Annotated in this window: 21 protein-coding genes; 14 read left to right on the forward strand and 7 right to left on the reverse strand. The window is 41.2% G+C overall.

Going from position 1 to position 15872, the window contains the following annotated elements:
• Positions 1–26: 26 nt before the first annotated feature.
• Complete coding sequence (locus YK48G_RS04005; RefSeq protein ID WP_203629416.1) at positions 27–812, forward strand: carbon-nitrogen family hydrolase; 786 nt, start codon at positions 27–29, stop codon at positions 810–812.
• Positions 813–939: 127 nt separating this feature from the next.
• Here the strand turns inward: YK48G_RS04005 and YK48G_RS04010 are convergent, their stop codons facing one another.
• Positions 940–1557: a sugar O-acetyltransferase gene (locus YK48G_RS04010; RefSeq protein ID WP_203629417.1), complete on the reverse strand. Its 618-nt coding sequence runs from the start codon at positions 1555–1557 to the stop codon at positions 940–942.
• 146 nt (positions 1558–1703) lie between these two features.
• Between YK48G_RS04010 and YK48G_RS04015 the strand changes: the two genes are divergently transcribed.
• The 4 genes from YK48G_RS04015 to YK48G_RS04030 all read left to right on the forward strand — a co-directional run bounded on the left by YK48G_RS04015 (position 1704) and on the right by YK48G_RS04030 (position 4149).
• On the forward strand, positions 1704–1943 hold the full coding sequence (locus YK48G_RS04015) for a helix-turn-helix transcriptional regulator (RefSeq protein ID WP_203629418.1): 240 nt from the start codon (positions 1704–1706) through the stop codon (positions 1941–1943).
• Between the two features lie 76 nt (positions 1944–2019).
• Entirely contained in the window at positions 2020–2262 is a 243-nt protein-coding gene (locus YK48G_RS04020; protein ID WP_203629419.1) for a hypothetical protein, read from the forward strand.
• Positions 2263–2467: 205 nt separating this feature from the next.
• The gene (locus YK48G_RS04025; protein ID WP_203629420.1) at positions 2468–3352 is read left to right on the forward strand and encodes an ABC transporter ATP-binding protein; all 885 of its coding nucleotides are present in this window, start codon (positions 2468–2470) and stop codon (positions 3350–3352) included.
• A 20-nt stretch (positions 3353–3372) separates the two neighbouring features.
• Positions 3373–4149 carry a DUF2705 family protein gene (locus tag YK48G_RS04030; protein ID WP_203629421.1) on the forward strand — a complete coding sequence of 259 codons (777 nt, stop codon included), beginning with the start codon at positions 3373–3375 and terminating at the stop codon, positions 4147–4149.
• Between the two features lie 281 nt (positions 4150–4430).
• Here YK48G_RS04030 and YK48G_RS04035 read toward each other — a convergent pair whose 3' ends face one another.
• The 3 genes from YK48G_RS04035 to YK48G_RS04045 form a co-directional block, all read right to left on the reverse strand.
• Complete coding sequence (locus tag YK48G_RS04035; protein WP_203629422.1) at positions 4431–6005, reverse strand: MFS transporter; 1575 nt, start codon at positions 6003–6005, stop codon at positions 4431–4433.
• 137 nt (positions 6006–6142) lie between these two features.
• Positions 6143–6682: a PadR family transcriptional regulator gene (locus YK48G_RS04040; protein WP_203629423.1), complete on the reverse strand. Its 540-nt coding sequence runs from the start codon at positions 6680–6682 to the stop codon at positions 6143–6145.
• 224 nt (positions 6683–6906) lie between these two features.
• Positions 6907–7059, reverse strand: coding sequence for a hypothetical protein (locus YK48G_RS04045; RefSeq protein ID WP_203629424.1), 153 nt, complete (start codon positions 7057–7059; stop codon positions 6907–6909).
• A 78-nt stretch (positions 7060–7137) separates the two neighbouring features.
• On the opposite strand from YK48G_RS04045, the gene cls reads away from it, so the two are divergent.
• From cls to YK48G_RS13500, 5 genes are all read left to right on the forward strand, one after another.
• Positions 7138–8598 carry a cardiolipin synthase gene (gene cls / locus YK48G_RS04050; RefSeq protein WP_203629425.1) on the forward strand — a complete coding sequence of 487 codons (1461 nt, stop codon included), beginning with the start codon at positions 7138–7140 and terminating at the stop codon, positions 8596–8598.
• 12 nt (positions 8599–8610) lie between these two features.
• Positions 8611–9201 carry a pentapeptide repeat-containing protein gene (locus tag YK48G_RS04055; RefSeq protein ID WP_203629426.1) on the forward strand — a complete coding sequence of 197 codons (591 nt, stop codon included), beginning with the start codon at positions 8611–8613 and terminating at the stop codon, positions 9199–9201.
• 411 nt (positions 9202–9612) lie between these two features.
• Positions 9613–9927 carry a hypothetical protein gene (locus tag YK48G_RS04060; protein ID WP_203629427.1) on the forward strand — a complete coding sequence of 105 codons (315 nt, stop codon included), beginning with the start codon at positions 9613–9615 and terminating at the stop codon, positions 9925–9927.
• 187 nt (positions 9928–10114) lie between these two features.
• Positions 10115–10399, forward strand: coding sequence for a type II toxin-antitoxin system YoeB family toxin (locus YK48G_RS13655; protein WP_203629428.1), 285 nt, complete (start codon positions 10115–10117; stop codon positions 10397–10399).
• A gap of 68 nt (positions 10400–10467) precedes the next feature.
• Positions 10468–12213 (forward strand): DUF5776 domain-containing protein, encoded by a 1746-nt coding sequence (locus YK48G_RS13500; RefSeq protein WP_232365272.1) that lies wholly within the window; start codon positions 10468–10470, stop codon positions 12211–12213.
• Positions 12214–12308: 95 nt separating this feature from the next.
• Here the strand turns inward: YK48G_RS13500 and YK48G_RS04075 are convergent, their stop codons facing one another.
• Entirely contained in the window at positions 12309–12473 is a 165-nt protein-coding gene (locus YK48G_RS04075; protein ID WP_203629429.1) for a threonine/serine exporter family protein, read from the reverse strand.
• 227 nt (positions 12474–12700) lie between these two features.
• On the opposite strand from YK48G_RS04075, the gene YK48G_RS04080 reads away from it, so the two are divergent.
• Both YK48G_RS04080 and YK48G_RS04085 read left to right on the forward strand, forming a co-directional pair.
• Entirely contained in the window at positions 12701–12976 is a 276-nt protein-coding gene (locus YK48G_RS04080) for an AbrB/MazE/SpoVT family DNA-binding domain-containing protein (protein ID WP_203629430.1), read from the forward strand.
• Complete coding sequence (locus tag YK48G_RS04085) at positions 12976–13323, forward strand: type II toxin-antitoxin system PemK/MazF family toxin (RefSeq protein WP_203629431.1); 348 nt, start codon at positions 12976–12978, stop codon at positions 13321–13323. The genes YK48G_RS04080 and YK48G_RS04085 overlap by 1 nt, the downstream gene beginning before the upstream one ends.
• A gap of 240 nt (positions 13324–13563) precedes the next feature.
• On the opposite strand, the gene YK48G_RS04090 is transcribed toward YK48G_RS04085, so the two are convergent.
• A complete protein-coding gene (locus tag YK48G_RS04090; protein WP_203629432.1) occupies positions 13564–13956 on the reverse strand; it encodes a type II toxin-antitoxin system PemK/MazF family toxin in 393 nt (130 codons plus the stop codon).
• Positions 13956–14177, reverse strand: a complete 222-nt coding sequence (gene mazE, locus YK48G_RS04095) for a type II toxin-antitoxin system PemI/MazE family antitoxin (RefSeq protein WP_203629433.1) — start codon at positions 14175–14177, stop codon at positions 13956–13958. Before mazE ends, YK48G_RS04090 begins: the two co-directional genes overlap by 1 nt.
• Positions 14178–14768: 591 nt before the next feature.
• Here mazE and YK48G_RS04100 point away from each other — a divergent pair.
• Together YK48G_RS04100 and YK48G_RS04105 are read left to right on the forward strand one after the other, a co-directional pair.
• A complete protein-coding gene (locus YK48G_RS04100) occupies positions 14769–15308 on the forward strand; it encodes a hypothetical protein (protein WP_203629434.1) in 540 nt (179 codons plus the stop codon).
• Positions 15309–15325: 17 nt separating this feature from the next.
• Positions 15326–15745, forward strand: a complete 420-nt coding sequence (locus tag YK48G_RS04105) for a VOC family protein (protein ID WP_203629435.1) — start codon at positions 15326–15328, stop codon at positions 15743–15745.
• Positions 15746–15872: the final 127 nt, after the last annotated feature.

The raw sequence follows: 15872 nt of genomic DNA on the forward strand, positions 1-15872 counted from the left end.
AATTAGGCAGTATTGGAGGCTCTCAAATGAAAATAACCATTTCCCTCGCCCAATTAAACGTTTTCTTCGGTGATCCAGATAAAAACTTTGCTCAAATTGAACCCGCTGTTAAGCAAGCTGCGGCCGAAGATGCCGATATTGTCGTGTTTCCGGAGATGTGGAATACCGGCTATGATTTAACTAGGTTGAGTACGGTCGCCGATAAGAATGGTGAACGCACTCAAGCGTTGTTAGCAGCGTTGGCTAAGAAATACCAGCTTATCATCCACGGCGGCTCAGTTTCAACGGCTCAAAACGGCGCCTTTTATAACACGACCTATATTTTTGGCCCGGACGGGAATTTACTGACGACCTATGACAAGGTTCATCTGTTTGGCCTGATGAACGAGGATAAATATTTGGCAGCCGGCCACGATGAAGACCATTTTCAGGTCAAAGGGATTGATGCCACCAGTGTGATTTGTTACGACATTCGGTTTCCAGAATGGCTGCGGACATTGAGCTTGGATAACAGTCGAATGATTTTTGTGCCTGCTGAATGGCCAACTAGTCGCATGAACCAGTGGCGGCGATTGTTGGCGGCCCGGGCAATCGAGAACCAAAGCTTTGTCGTTGCCGTGAATCGTGTGGGCAGCGATCCAGATAATCCATTTGGCGGCCATTCAGGCATTTATAACCCGATGGGCGACGAAATCGTAACGTTAGATGATCAGCCCCAGCTCAAAACGGTGACGATCGATACCCAAGAAACGGATGACGCCCGCGGTTTTATGCCAGTGTTTGCCGATCGACGGCCGGAATTGTATCGATAATTGAGCAAAACAATTTGGCAGATACGACATATAGAAAAATAGGTCGTATCTCTAATTTGAGATAAACCAAATAAAGTGCCAAGCAAGATTAAGGAGACTACCTTAACTTTGTTTGGCACTTTATTTGTCAAAAGAGTTCTTTTTTCAAATGAATATCGTCTTCCTTGGTAATCTCTCGAATCACTCTACAAGGATTGCCAACCGCTAATGAATTCGCTGGAATATCGCGAGTGACGACGCTGCCGGCACCAATGACGCAGCCGTCGCCAATTGTCACGCCACCGATAACGGTCACGTTACTAGCGAGCCAACAGTTGCTGCCAATCGTAATGGGCTTGGCGTATTCGTCGTCATACTGGGTGCCATCGGCCTTGAGTTTAACGTTGCGGTCTTGGAAGCGCAGCGGGTGAACCGGTGTGACTAAGGTGGTGTTTGGGCCTACCAAGACGTTATCACCAATGGCTACTGGGCAAGAATCAAGCACGGTGAAGTGGGTGTTGGCGTAAAAATTCCTACCGATTTTGGTGTGAATCCCGTAGTCGAAGAAAATCGGGCCTAAAAAGAACGTGCCAGCTTTGCGATGAGGCAGTAGTTTAGCTAAAATGGCATCACGCGTTTCGACTTCATCTTCAAACGTGTCATTATAGCGTTTAGAAAGCCGATGGGCGGCGACTTGCGCTTTAGCCAGTTTGGGATCGCTGGGGTCGTAAATTTTGCCACTAAGCATTTTGTCGGTTTCGGTCATGATGTTCCTCCAGTAAAGTATTTGATGGGTTAAATTTTATGCTAAATGAAAACGCTTGTCGAACTGTAAAATTTATGTATCTTTTGTCTAAGTTTACTTTACTTTATTAAATGTATAATTTATACTCATTAGCAAAGGTGATGGTGATGAAGAAGAATTTTGGTGATTCAATTTCGAATAAAGTATATGAATATCGCGTTTTGGCGAGGATGTCCCAAAAAGAACTTGCTGAAAAAGTTGGCGTAACTAAACAAACAATTTTTGTGATGGAGAAGGGTAATTATATACCTTCGCTTCTATTGGCCTTTAGGATTGCGGATTTTTTTAAGGTTGATGTAGCAGATATTTTTGCGTATTTGAAAGGAAATGATGAGAATGATAGGTGATACTTGGTTTGAACCATTAAGAGCATGGGCGGAACAGTCTGTTGGAAATTATAATCAATTAATTGGGAGTTGCCTTGTGTTTTTCTTGGCTACAAGTATTTTTTACTGTTATGAATGGTTATATCTCTGGCATACTGATGAAAGGACTAAAGTTATTCGTTATGCGAGTGCTTACTGGATGTTTAGTGTACTAGTCCTCTGCGATTTTTTGTTACCTAAAGCGTACATGTGGCATGTTTTCTTCTTACTTAAGTATGGACTGGTCTTCATGGTCGGGGCGTTTTATTTGGTTATTCAAAAGTATCGAGATGCCGCTTAAATTGAGTGCCTGCTACGGGAGAGATGCAGATGATTAAGTTGATTTTTCAATTTGGAATCCATATCATGCCGGTTATTGCTTTACTGGGATTGGCATTTGTGATTGGTTTTACCGTTGGATTATATTATTGATCTGTGCAAGGTTGGATATACTTTAGGGACGTAAATGGCGACATGAACGAGTACAGTGAAAGGAGAAGGCTAATTTGAACTCAGTACTATCTGTGCAAAATCTCATCAAGAACTTTAAAAGTAACCAAGTTCTCCATAACGTTACTTTTAATTGTAAAAAGGGACGCATTGTTGGCCTGATTGGTGCCAATGGCGCAGGCAAAACAACAATTATGAAATCAATCCTTGGATTGGTGAAAAGTCGAGGTGCTATTAAGATAAACGGTGAAACTGTCCATTTTAATCATGCTGGAGGTGTTGATTCTGTCGGTGCATTAATTGAATATCCAGGAATTTATCCTTATTTAACTGGTAAAGAACACCTGAATATGCTTGCTACGAATGAAAACAAACAAGCAATTAGTAAGTTGATTTCTGACCTAAAAATGGCTGGTTATATTGATAAACGTGCAAAGAATTATTCACTAGGAATGAGACAAAAGCTCGGTATTGCAATGGCATTAGTGAATCATCCAGATTTAGTTATATTAGATGAACCGATGAATGGATTGGATCCTCAAGCAACCTATGATTTAAGACAATTGATTTTATCCAGGGCACAAGCTGGTACAACTTTTTTAATTTCAAGTCATATTTTATCCGAGCTACAAAAACTAGCAAATGATGTCATTGTTCTTGATAAGGGTCGCATAGTTAGAAGTACAACAATGGGAGAGCTTCTCTCAAAGAGTTTGAAAAGGGTTATATTCAAAACCAGTGATGATGGCAGAGCAAAAAGTATTTTACAAGCGAGCGGTTATCATTTGGAATTGGGCAGCCAGGTTAAAATTACTCTCAAGGAGGGGGAGGGCATTGAAGAAGCAGTTAAACAACTAACTAGACGAAACGTTCTTATTGAGGATATCGTGCAGGAAAACAATGACTTGGAAAAAGTGGTCTTAAACTTGATTAAAGGTTAGACAAAGGAGGCTATAGTATAATGACTACCTTATTCAAACAAGAACTATACAAATTAATTAAAAGACGAAGCACGTGGGTATGTATTGTGGGCATCATGCTTATTGCTACTTTACTTGCAATTACAAGTAAACTTTATCCGCAGCACTTTATACCAAGAGAATTATTCGTTTCAAATTATGCCGCGGATACGTTTGTCGCATTATTATTGATTGGCTCAGCAGCATCCATCATATCGTCAGAGTACCAATACAACACAATGAAAAATATCGTTTGTCAAATACATTCTCGCCCTAAAATACTATTGGCAAAATGGCTTCTCTTATTTACATATTCGATGTTTTTGTATCTTTGGTTCTCTGGATTTGCATACTTTAATAAAGTAATTTTCTTTAGAAATGACTATTCTTTGACTAGCTTGTTAAGAAATCAAAAAACCTCTTTGTGGGAATACTGGATAGAAACTATTTTTAGTAATTTCCTAACCACGTGGTTGGTGTTAAGCGTGGTTTTACTTATATCAGCACTTTTCAAAAAAAGTAACCTAGCAATAACTGTTGGTGTTGTGGGATATTTTGCAATAACTATTATTGGTAAGGTTACCGCTCAGCTAATACAGCGCTGGCATTTCTTAAAATGGAACCCTATCAATTTATTGAACTATTCAGCGCAGATTGCTCAGCCTGCTATGCAAAAAATAACCGGTCTGAATTTAGATCAGTTGTTTGTTGGCAATCTCATTTATATCATTCTTTTTATGATAGTTGGCATGTGGTTATTTTCGAATAAAGAGATTTAGTTTCTCAGATTAGCGGGAAATGAGGCTTTTATATAAATGGTCGGCGATTACTGTTACTACTTGAGCGTTCTAGGTACGTCATTATAATTACCACAAATAAGGTGAGCGTAATACTATCGCCTTTATCACTCTACACAAAAAGCCGGTGTTAGAATCCTTTAAAACTTTGTAACGGCACTTTGTGACTATTTAATTCGCACTCCAGCGAATAAATCCACTCACATTTGAAAAATGAAGGCCAAGTCCACTTGGGATTTGACCTTCATTTTTTATACATAGAATTATTGCTCCTGCTTCAACTCAATATCCTGGCTCGCAATCCGGTTGCGCATTAGAATTGCCGCGCCAAGGGCTCCAAGAAGTACGATTGCTCCCGAAGAAATTGCTACGGCGGCCATCCCGTTATCGTATGCGGCAATTACAATCTTTTGAAGTGTTGCCGCAAACGGCATGTGCTGCATCTGGGTTGAAAATGCAATGGTGTGGCCTGAAAACGGCCCGGCGTTGATTAACGCGTCTTTGATCCCGCTGATGACTTTGGCGGGCATTTGAATGAGGTGCAGATTGTTATTCAAGTGGGCTTCGTAATGGGCGTCTTGGATTAAGCCTAAACCAACCACCCCAACCGTTGTGCCGAACTGCCGAAAGACATTTAATAGGCCAGACACCATCCCCATTTCCTGCGGGCGGGCGCCTTCCATGCCGGCGGTGTTCAAAAGTGGGTTCACCATCCCGTTGGTAATGCCCATCAAAACCATGCCCGGCCAGAGTTCAACGAAGCTGACCGTTGGGCTGATTGCGTAGGCCATGGCAAAGAAGCCAACGCCACCGATAACCATGCTGCCGACGATCATCCGCTTCTTCGAGAACCGCGAGCTTAAGATTCCAGCGACCGGTCCTAAAACTAATGACCACCCACTAATCGTCAACTGCCGGACACCGGTTTGAACGGCTGAATAGCCAATGTAGTTCTGCATTAAAGCAGTTAAGAAAGCGTTATAGGCATAGATGCCAGACCCTAACGCAAAGGCAATGATGATGGTTCCAAGGAAATGAGGACGTTTGAACATCTTGATATCAATCATCGGATCGCTCACCTTGGTTTCGATGAAAACGAACACAATCATTACTAAGATGCCCCCGACCAGCAGGCTGCTGACCCGTGCATCCAGCCATGACCAGTGGGGATGACTTTCTTTGACAATTAGCCCATAGATCACAGCGAATAAGCCAATGGCCGAAGTTGCCATCCCGGCCAAATCAACTTTGTGATCCTTGCCATAACTTGGGGTTTCCCGAACGTAAATTAAAGTTAAAATAACGGCAATGATTCCAAACGGCACGTTCACGTAGAAAATAGCTGGCCAGCCGAAGTGTTCGACCAAATAGCCACCGATCAGTGGGCCGGAAGCCGCGGACGCGCCGATGATTGACCCTAAGATGCCAAGGGCAAGCCCGCGATCTTTGCCATCGAAGTTAGAAGCAACCAGCGCCATTGAAAGAGAAGTCATTCCCGCGCCACCAATCGCTTGAACGCCACGGCCGATATCTAGGATTAATAAGTTAGGTGCCATACCGTTAATTGCGGAGGCAGCCACGAACAGGATGAGTGACCCCAAGAAGATTTTCTTGCGCCCATACATATCGCCTAACTTCGACATGATCATCAACGTAACGGCATAAACCAGTGTGTAGGCGTTCAGCACCCATTGCAAATCGGTAAAAGTTGTTTTAAACCCACGAACCATGGTGGGCAGGGCCACGTTGACAACCGTGACATCGAGTAATCCCATAAAGACCCCCAGACCCATGGCAGTCAGGGCGATCCATTGTTGTGCTTTAGTTTGTTTCTTCATTGCTTTTCTCCATATAATTAGTGAGTGGCGCCAGGCGGTTAGGGATCGGTGCATAAGTCTTTTCTGGCGAAGAGTTCCCGAGCTTGGAATCTTTCCCCGGGATGCTTGCACGTGGTTCCCTGCTTGGCGCGGCTGGTCTATTGATTAATTTCTTGTTGGTACTGTTTGATCCATTGCAGCTTTGTATGGCAAAGGGAAATGCTCAAGTTAAGTGATCGAATTGCTGAACGCAGATGCTCGCGGTTGTCAGGATTGGCAGCCACTAATTGATGTAGGTGGTCGTGAACTTCTTGGTAGGCTTGAAGGTCAGCTTGAACAGAGTCCCGATAATCACTGAGAATTTCTAATTGAGTAGCAGAATCAACGCCAGCCATCCCTCGAAATTTGAAGCGAAAAATCGACTCCCGTTTGGCATCTTGGACAACGGGTTCGTGCATTAACTCAGCGAAGCGTTTCGTTCCCAGCTCGGTAATGTGGGCTAACTTTTTATTTCGATGATTCTCTTTAATAACCTTGAATTCAATGTAGCCATGACGCTGTAGCTTTTGAAGTAATGGATACATCACGCCGTTGGAAATCTCGCGGCGGGGCACTAGGCTGCTTTCTAAAATGCCCCGTAATTTATAACCCGACATGTCTTTTGAGGTGAGCATGCCAAGGATTAGTAGTTCGTACAAGTGATTCCTCCTCTTCTTAATATGTCGAAGCGACTTATCTATAATAGGTCGTAGCGACAGGTATTGCAAGCAGAAAATGATGGCAGATGTCCAAATTAAGTTATCAATCACCGCCTGATGGAACTCGAAAACCAATCAACCACGACAAAAACTGGCCGCAAATGGCTTGCAGCCAGTTGAAAGTGCCATTGGATTAATTGTCACTCAACACGCTAAGTCAGCTATTATCGCCGATTCATCCGCCGATAAATCAAGTACAAAATCAGCGCCAAAATCAACCCAAAGCCGACCATTGGATTCTCTTCAAAAATCAAATGCAAAAAGTGAACGGAGTGGAGGCCGTGAAGTCCTACGACAAAAAAATTAAATATATTCATGAAATTCGGCTTCTTTCTAGTATACTAACAGTATGTGTAATCTTATTTTAGACCAAAAGTGGCCGTCAGGAGGAAATAATGAATATTGATTGGTCATTGCTATTTAATATAGTCGTTGTGGTCAATGCCGTTCTTGCGATTTTTACTGTGTTTAGGGAGAAACGAGACATCGCCGCGATCTGGGCATGGCTGCTAGTGCTGGTTTTTTTGCCGCTGGTTGGCTTCATTGCCTATGCCTTTTTAGGCAGAAAACTTCCCAGAAACCGATTGTTCAAATTACATAAACACGTTCAAATGCAGTTAGACGAACGGTTAAATGAACAAAGAAAACAGTTGGGGCATAATGCCAAAACCTCAGCCGACGAAGTGGTTCAGCGTTCGCGGACGGCCGTCGATATGTTCATGACAACTGACGCGGCGTTTTTGTCACGACAAAATAAAGTCCATATCTTTACAAATGGCAACGACTTATTTCATCGGGTTATCGAAGACATTGAGGGCGCCAAGAAAAGCATTCATATTGAATTTTATACCTTTTATAATGATCAAATCGGCAAAGAAATCTTAAACTTGTTGGTTCAAAAGGCTAAGCAAGGCGTTGAAGTCCGGGTGATCTATGATTCTTGGGGGTCGATGGGTACTACTCGTAAATTCTTTCAACCCCTTGTTGACGCGGGCGGTTTCGCTTATCCGTTCTTGAACACCCGCTCAGTTCTGTTGGATTTCCGGATTAACTTTCGGGATCATAGGAAGATTATCGTGGTGGATGGCACGATTGGCTACACTGGCGGCTTTAACATTGGGGATCAGTATTTGGGCCGTAAGAAAAAGTTTGGCAATTGGCGTGATACCCACATTCGAATTATCGGCTCTGGTGTATTTGGTTTGCAGGCCCGGTTTATCCTGGACTGGAATGCCACCAGTCCACGGGATCAGATTGATGAAGAAGAAGTGGAAGCTAAGTACTTCCCGGTAACCACTACCAAGGGCAACGTTAACATGCAGATTGTATCGAGTGGACCGGATTCCGATTTGCAGCAAATCAAAATGGGGTATATTAAGTTAATTACGATGGCAACGGACTATTGCTGGATTCAATCGCCGTATTTGATTCCAGACGATAGTGTTCTGGACGCCCTGAGAATTGCCGCGATGTCGGGCGTAGACGTTCGAATTATGGTGCCGAGTATGCCGGATCATCCGTTTGTTTATCGGGCAACCCAGTACTATGCCCGCCAACTAGCTGATGATGGGGTTAAAATCTATTTCTATAATGATGGGTTTATCCACTCTAAGACGATGGTGATTGATGATGAAATTGCGTCAGTGGGATCGGCTAACCTGGATTATCGCAGCTTCAAGCTGAACTTTGAAATCAACTCATTTATTTACGACCAGAAATTTTCGATCGACATGCGGAATATTTTCTTGAACGATATTGATAATAGTACCTTACAAACGCCGGAATTATTTAACCAACAGTCGCTGTGGCTGAAATTCAAGCAGACGTTTAGTCGGCTGTTATCACCGATTTTATGATTGGAGGGGCCAATGTTAGTTACGGATAAACGGTTGCGATTTGAAGACATCGAGGCTGGTAATACCTATACAAACTGTACATTTACAACCTCTATGGCAACAATTCGCGTTTCGGATGCAGTGTTTAATCATTGTCAGTTTGAACAAGATCATTTTGGCGGCAGCGAGTGGCTGGATTGTACGTTTAATGATATTTCGTTTGCCAACTGCCGGTTTGAAGGCAGTACGTTTTATCGCGATCAGTTTAAAGGCTGTCAGCTGATTGGGGCCGAATTTATTGAGAACAACTGGAAAAAATGTACGATCAGCGATTCTCGAGTTGATTATGCCAACTTTAGCAGTTCAAAGATGGCCCATTGCCGGTTCACCGATTCGAGTTTTAAGGAAGTTTACTTTAGATACCTTAAGTTAGTTGGTGGTTTACAAACCAGTGGCTGTGAATTTGAAGGGGCCAGTTTTGTGGCGACCAAACTAGCTGGCGTTGATCTGTCTGAAAGTGAATTCGGTTATTTGGAAGTCAACCCCGGTGATTTGAAGGGGCTAACCATCAACCAGTTTCAAGCAGCGTCACTGGTTGGCTTGCTAGGCGTTAAAGTGAAGTAACTGGCAGGCAAATCAATTGAACCACACTGGTTATTGGACGTATAATAATGGTGGAAGGTGAATGACTAATCACCTGTCAGACAAGCGAGGGAGATACAGAAATGTAGATAGGCGCTAAGTCATCGGGCTTAGATCCGTGTAGCTTGTCAGTATCATCCGACAGAAGCATGAAACGAAATGTTGACGCGACCAGAATTGATGGTCAATGATTGGTCTGATACCTTTCGAAAAATATTGTTAGATAGTGCCGCAGCACCTAGAGGGTGATGGGGCGCTATTTTTTTGGATCATTTTGGTAAATGGGGTTTTATTTTGAAAATGGGGGGGTATACTTAGCTACATAGAATTACATATTAGTTATTTAAACGTTAACGTAACGTAAGTAATTGAAAAATAAAGGAGCGACTCGCTATGAATGCATTTCAGAAATTAACTCAACTACATGATTATGTCAAAAAGAATTACGAACGAGGCAACTATGACGGTGCGAAAGAAAGCTGGTCGACTGAATCGGTTCACGCTGGTCAGGCAACGACCGAGCCAATGAGTGATTACCAAATGGGGTTTGACCAAGCGGTGAAGGATCATGAACAGCACCGAGCTTTCCACCATTATCCTAGTGAATTAGTTAAGTTGGGGAATGCCGTGAGTGATCACAAACTGGCTGAATTATCTGAGTTTATTAATGGCTATAATGCTGCCAAGAAGCACATTCAGGAACAATAACGACGTGGAACACCTATTATCGCCCTTTCAGTCAGGAGAAGCTTGATTGATAGGGCGATTTGTGATGTAGTTTGGCAGTGGTTGATTTAAATGACTTATGAGAAAAATTCAGTTTACTGACGATGCTTTGGCAGACTTAGGTTACTGACAAGAACACGATGAAAAGAAAGTTAAGCGAATCAAACAATTGCTTGCCAATATCCTTGATTCGCCTTTTAGTGGTTTGCAAAAGCCTGAGCCGTTGAACCGTGAGTTCTCTGGGGTATCGTCGCGAAGAATTGGCCCAAAACATCGACTACTCGATAACGTTACCAGTACCACAAATTGTTTATCAGTTGCGTCATCATTATTAAAGCTTGAAGCGTCAGTCGTTGGGCTGGCGTTTTATTTTACCTTTGGAAATCTGAAGATCAAGCACCTAACCAACAACTGGGGGACGGTAAAATTCGCAGTCAATAACTTTGTTAAGTGAATAGCCGCCATGTTAAAATAACTATGAAGTAATAGATAGCATAGGCCTTTCAGAATTGTGAGGGACGAATGATGAGTAAATTTAGACAAGTTCTTGGGGTATGTATTGGGGCTTTATTAATTGGGATGGGGGCTATTTCAACCAACCACGACTTAACGAAGCCTGATATTGCATTTGCTGATAACACGACAACTGATCCGCATAGTAACGACAGTATTACGAATCCTGTAAATTGGAACGATTGGCAGAAGAATCCGCAAGTTCGGTACGCACTGGATGGCAGCTTAAAGCAAAACGGCACAACTTACGAGGCCAGTAGGGGAATGTCTTATAGCTGGGATAGTGCTGGCGACACGATTGCGTCACTTAATTTAAAAGAACCATATCAAATCACATTTAATCGCTTTCCTACTACTGATTTTAATGATTTTAAAATTTGGGACTTATCTGTAAATGGTGTCAGTATTCCAGACAATCAAATTTCAATAACCGCTGATCAAAATAATGCTTCCACCATTCGGAGCACGTTTTCACTTCCTTCGGGTATTCCCCAAACGATGAGTAGCGATTCTCCAGATCAATCACTTAGGGTAGTGCTAAAGTACAAAGCGCCATATAGAAACGGCGCTGGTCCAAGCCGTGAGTTTCTTGCTGTAGCGACCGTCCCACAAGTGATCAGAATTTTTTATAAAGATGCCAAGACGGGCAAAGACCTCAAGCAACCAATCACATTGGGAACTGGGATGAAGATTGATGCAGCAATCAAAGATCCGATTGTTGCCCCTCACATTAATGGCTATACCTTGAAAACGCAAGATAGTATTCAACACCTAACCGCCGAAGTTGACCCTCAGTTAAAATTAAAGACCATTAGGGACTATATCGAATCTGTTCAATCAGGATTACCTGACGCGCAATATGAAGAAATCGCAAAATCCGAAGCGCAATTCTTTCAAGATGTTGTTGGCGGCATCCCCTTACGAGATTCCATATTTGGTTATGTTAACAATCGGGATAATGAAGGTAATCCCTTTAATGTCGACATTTATAAGATGTTAGCAACTAAAACCAGCCAGTTTAAAAATGGCAATAGTGTCACTGGCCTTAGTCTAAGCACGGTTCCCCAAGCAATTGTGTTTTGGTACGATCAAAACACAACTCCTCAACCGGCGCCTAATCCCACAACGCCCAATTCTTCGCCACAGGCACAACTAGCACCAACCCCGACGCCAAAGAGCAATGGTGATGATAAGGCAGCTAACGACAATCCCACCACTAACGACAATCCCGTTACTGATGCCAAGAATGCTAACGAAACCGTTCTGGCAACCGACGCTGTGGAAAAGGGCTCGGTAGTTTATGCAACTAAGAAGATTTATCTGTATCAGCAGCGAACCTTTAAGAAATCCCAGCGAATCGCGACGTATCCAAAGCAGAAACGGGTTAGTCGACCGATGTTTGTCGTGACGGGTTATGCCCATTCTAAAGGCGGTGCCCTCCGCTACAAAGTGCGTGACGTCAACCATCATTCCAAGACGGCTGGCAAGAAGGGTTACATTACCGCTAACCACAAGTATGTTGTGAATGCTTATTATAAGACGATGCCGAAGAATAAGCGGATTACGGTGATTAATCCGAAAGGGGTTCATGTTTACAAGAATCAGAACTTAACTAAGCAGGCCAAGACTTATAAAAAGGGGAGTCATCTGCGAGTTAAGAAATTGGTTAAGCACAATTTGACCACACGGTATCAGTTGACTAACGGGTATTATGTGACGGCGAATAAAAAGTTGGTTAGTCAAGGTGACTATTAGAATTGACAGAAGATCCCGATGAACAGTCGGGATTTTTTGGTTGGTTGATTTTTCTATTGACCTAGGTAGGACTATCTGTTAAGGGCTGACTTTGTTCAAATTTTTGCCCGGTGCTTTCGGCGATAAATAAGTTCAGCTATCAATTGGGCGGTGACGTAACCAAGTGCGATGGCGCCAGCAACCATTGAAACAGTTACGGTCTTCGATATTGCGAGGAGGTAGTTATGATTAATAAACGCCGACGTCAATGATTTTATCATCCATATTAATTTCTCCTCGTTTGTCATTAAAACTTATTTCATACCATTTGTCTCGTAGTTGGGTGAATAAACTGTTAAATATTTAACGAGTAACCAATGTATCGAAGACTATCGTGATTAACTTTGAAGATTTGGCAAAAAATGGTCATTTTGAACAAGTACATCAATTTTAGCTTACAATCTTTTCTTGATATAATGTATGTAAGGAAAGGTAAGGAGAAAACACCATGACAAAAAGCAATCGCAATGTTGCCGTCGTTTCAAAAATAACCTCAAAAAATCAAGTCACAATTCCAAAAGCAGTTCGCGAAGCTTTGAATGTCAAATCATCAGATGAAATTGAATGGGAATTAAGATCCGATGGTCAAATTACCGTTAAACGGATGTCTCCTGAAAAGGACGATTTTTGGAAGATGGTTGATGAACAAGAAAAAAAGTATGGCAAAGTGGACACCCCGGAAATTGACTGGGGACCAGATGCCGGTTCGGAGGACTTTGACTAATGGGATTACATCAAGGAGATATTCTGTTCATTGACCTTAATCCCGCAAAAGGGACTGAAACCAAGAAGAAGCGGCCATGCATGATTGTGAGTAACGATGAATACAATCGACACTTTAACACCGTTTTAGTAATACCGATCAGTTCTTCTGATAAGTATCGGACGCAGGAAAAATTTATTCACTCACCGTTCTTTAAAAGGATTGACTTAAAAACGATTCAAGGCACGGCTCTTCTGCAACACGTGCGGGCAGTTGATCCCCGAATACGATCTAACGGCGAAGTAGTCGGACGAGTTCCTGTAGCTGACATTAGCGCCGTTTTGGATGTTCTCAAGGAATTTTGCTAGAATAGTCGATCCCAATCACTTTCATGGTAAGATCGCTCATAGTCTAACTTTTAGTTACTGATTGAAAGGCAGTGAATTGAATAAGGCGATGCACTTTAATTTCATTAAACATAAAATTCCCAACTAATTGAAGGGTTCTTCAATTAGTCGGGAATTTTTTACTAATCTCAATAATTTTTCTGAATTATCAATTTTTTATTGTTTCGATTGCGTGTTATTTGGACTTTAAAACGAAGTGGCTTAAAGATTGTTAATCATGCCTTCAAAGCCCAATCCGTCCATAATGATTTTAGCTGTTTGCATGAAGTCTATGCTTGTGGCTGTTTCCACAAATTCAATGTGGCGCTCGCTTGCCATAAAATCAATTGTTCGTAATTGTGAGGCATTGATTTGACCGTGTAACTTATTACCGTGTAAAGTGATGAAAAATGGTAAGTCTCTAATCGTGATGGTAATGGGGCAGATGGTTACAAAGCCAGTCCGCAAGTTGAATATATCACTGCTAACCACGATGGCTGGACGACGCTTTTTGATTTCACGACCAATACTCGGATCAAAATTTAAATAAACAAGATCACCTTGCTTGGGAGTGTAACCATGATAGTTGTAATTGGATATTGAATTGTTTGCCATTAAATTTCCTCACGTCCAACTGAACAGTCGTTGGTGTCCTCGGGGACGAATCTTAGATTGGTTTCAGCATATTTGGGGTCTTGGTAAATGTTTGGCGCTTTGGGCGTATAAATGAGGCTGCCATCAGCGGCTTGCATACTCATGAACTCAGTGCCTTCAGCAACTTTGAATTGTTTAGGAATGCTTAAAACTAAGGTGTTACCTTGTTTACGTGCTTTCAAAACGCTCGCCTCCTTATTTATTAAATACACAGTAACACTGAGTAATTATTAACGCAACGAAAAACGCTTACCGTTAATTTAACTTAAATAATTCCAAGCGAGACAAAATCAATCATTGTAACTTAAGATGATGAAATTACGATTTCATCTAGCAAAAAGTCCTCAACATTAGTCGGGGATTTTTTGCTAATCTCAGTAATGCTCTTAATCAATAATTTCTTATTACCACTCACATAATCCCCGTCACTCATATGTTGATAAAATATTTGCTTTAATAGTTCTAATGGTAGTATAATTAAAACGTTTATTTACAGAGCTAGATCGAGTAGTAATGTTGAGAAAAATATTATGAAAACAAAAACATTGTTGTGACTGCTTTATGAACCCGTAAGCTTAGAAATTGAATCTGGGAATACACCAATCTGTGTTTCAAGTTGGCACAAAAGGCCCTTAAAGTTCAACATGGTTATTGGCATAATAATAAAATGAAAGACAAATTATGGGGTGGCAGCAAAATAATATACTAAGATTATAACAACCTCTTTATATGTCTCAACATTCCAATAGACTTATAATGAAAGGAATAGCTCTATGGTAAATATAATATTTAACGTCTTAACGGTTTCAACGGGTTTTGTATCAGTAATTATATCAGTATTTTCTTTACGCATTTCGTGTAAAAATAGTAAACAAAATAGAAAAGAATCTAAACTTGCTATAGAAAAAGTAAATAAAGCTCTTGCTGAATCCGAAATCAGAAAGCTTAATGAGTTAAAACAAATACTTGAAGCAATGTATAATCTATTCATACGCATTAATTTGGACAACGCTGACCAATTTAGGAAAGAGATGGAAAAATTAAGGAGTCAATATAATTCTCTTATATCATTGCTAAATATTTCAAGAAATACTCTATCTGGAATAACCGCTCTAGTGAGAGATATCGACGATTATTTATTAAGGCAAGATATATATTTGAATTTGAAACAAAGCAACAATCCTGAAAAAGAAGCTAAAGCTGCGAAACAAGTTGATCCTGTTCGAACCAGGGTTGAAGATGGGTACCTTCATATATATAAGCAAGTTGATTTACTAATTGATAATGCTAAAAAGCAGCTGCCTAAAATTTAAAAAGGGAGGATATTTACATGGAATATTATCCAATGGCGCTATTTCCCAAACTCATGGTACAAGACATCGAAAAATCTTCCAAATGGTACGAAATATCATTGGGGTTTAAATCATTATTTAAGTTTAGGAATCGTAAGAATGAAGTTATTTTGAATCATTTACGATTAAATAAGTATCAAGATATTATGCTAATCCAGGGAACAGATTTCACAGTTGGTACAGGAGTATATTTGAATCTTTTAGTAGATGACGCTTTAGAAAAATTGAAACATGTTTCGCCCAAAGCGATTGTGGAACCGTTAAGCGAAAAACCTTGGAATGCCTCTGAAGCAACTATTAAGGATCCGGATGGCTATTTGATTACCTTAACCCAGCCGCATATTGATAAGAAAGACTTTGATAATTTAATGAAGGATACAAAGAAAACCTTTAAATAAGGCGACGCTATTGATGATGAAATTACGAATTTACCTACTTAAAAAGTCACGGCAAAGTGCGGTGTACTCCAAAAGTTAAAGTAAATATCTGCTTGCCCTTTCTAGGCGGCACAGAGTTGATATTTTA

It is taken from the genome of Lentilactobacillus fungorum, assembly GCF_016860605.1.
Classification (GTDB): Bacteria; Bacillota; Bacilli; order Lactobacillales; family Lactobacillaceae; genus Lentilactobacillus; species Lentilactobacillus fungorum.

Excerpts from the sequence above, each read along its gene's own strand:
- YK48G_RS04090 (WP_203629432.1), bottom strand. The coding sequence starts at position 13,956 with ATGGCAAACAATTCAATATCCAATTACAACTATCATGGTTACACTCCC.
- YK48G_RS04045 (WP_203629424.1), bottom strand. The coding sequence starts at position 7,059 with ATGAATATATTTAATTTTTTTGTCGTAGGACTTCACGGCCTCCACTCC.
- YK48G_RS04030 (WP_203629421.1), top strand. The coding sequence starts at position 3,373 with ATGACTACCTTATTCAAACAAGAACTATACAAATTAATTAAAAGACGA.
- YK48G_RS04100 (WP_203629434.1), top strand. The coding sequence starts at position 14,769 with ATGGTAAATATAATATTTAACGTCTTAACGGTTTCAACGGGTTTTGTA.
- YK48G_RS04015 (WP_203629418.1), top strand. The coding sequence starts at position 1,704 with ATGAAGAAGAATTTTGGTGATTCAATTTCGAATAAAGTATATGAATAT.
- YK48G_RS04005 (WP_203629416.1), top strand. The coding sequence starts at position 27 with ATGAAAATAACCATTTCCCTCGCCCAATTAAACGTTTTCTTCGGTGAT.
- YK48G_RS04055 (WP_203629426.1), top strand. The coding sequence starts at position 8,611 with ATGTTAGTTACGGATAAACGGTTGCGATTTGAAGACATCGAGGCTGGT.
- YK48G_RS04035 (WP_203629422.1), bottom strand. The coding sequence starts at position 6,005 with ATGAAGAAACAAACTAAAGCACAACAATGGATCGCCCTGACTGCCATG.
- YK48G_RS04010 (WP_203629417.1), bottom strand. The coding sequence starts at position 1,557 with ATGACCGAAACCGACAAAATGCTTAGTGGCAAAATTTACGACCCCAGC.
- cls (WP_203629425.1), top strand. The coding sequence starts at position 7,138 with ATGAATATTGATTGGTCATTGCTATTTAATATAGTCGTTGTGGTCAAT.
- YK48G_RS04105 (WP_203629435.1), top strand. The coding sequence starts at position 15,326 with ATGGAATATTATCCAATGGCGCTATTTCCCAAACTCATGGTACAAGAC.
- YK48G_RS04060 (WP_203629427.1), top strand. The coding sequence starts at position 9,613 with ATGAATGCATTTCAGAAATTAACTCAACTACATGATTATGTCAAAAAG.
- YK48G_RS04080 (WP_203629430.1), top strand. The coding sequence starts at position 12,701 with ATGACAAAAAGCAATCGCAATGTTGCCGTCGTTTCAAAAATAACCTCA.
- YK48G_RS04075 (WP_203629429.1), bottom strand. The coding sequence starts at position 12,473 with ATGATAAAATCATTGACGTCGGCGTTTATTAATCATAACTACCTCCTC.
- YK48G_RS04085 (WP_203629431.1), top strand. The coding sequence starts at position 12,976 with ATGGGATTACATCAAGGAGATATTCTGTTCATTGACCTTAATCCCGCA.
- YK48G_RS13500 (WP_232365272.1), top strand. The coding sequence starts at position 10,468 with ATGATGAGTAAATTTAGACAAGTTCTTGGGGTATGTATTGGGGCTTTA.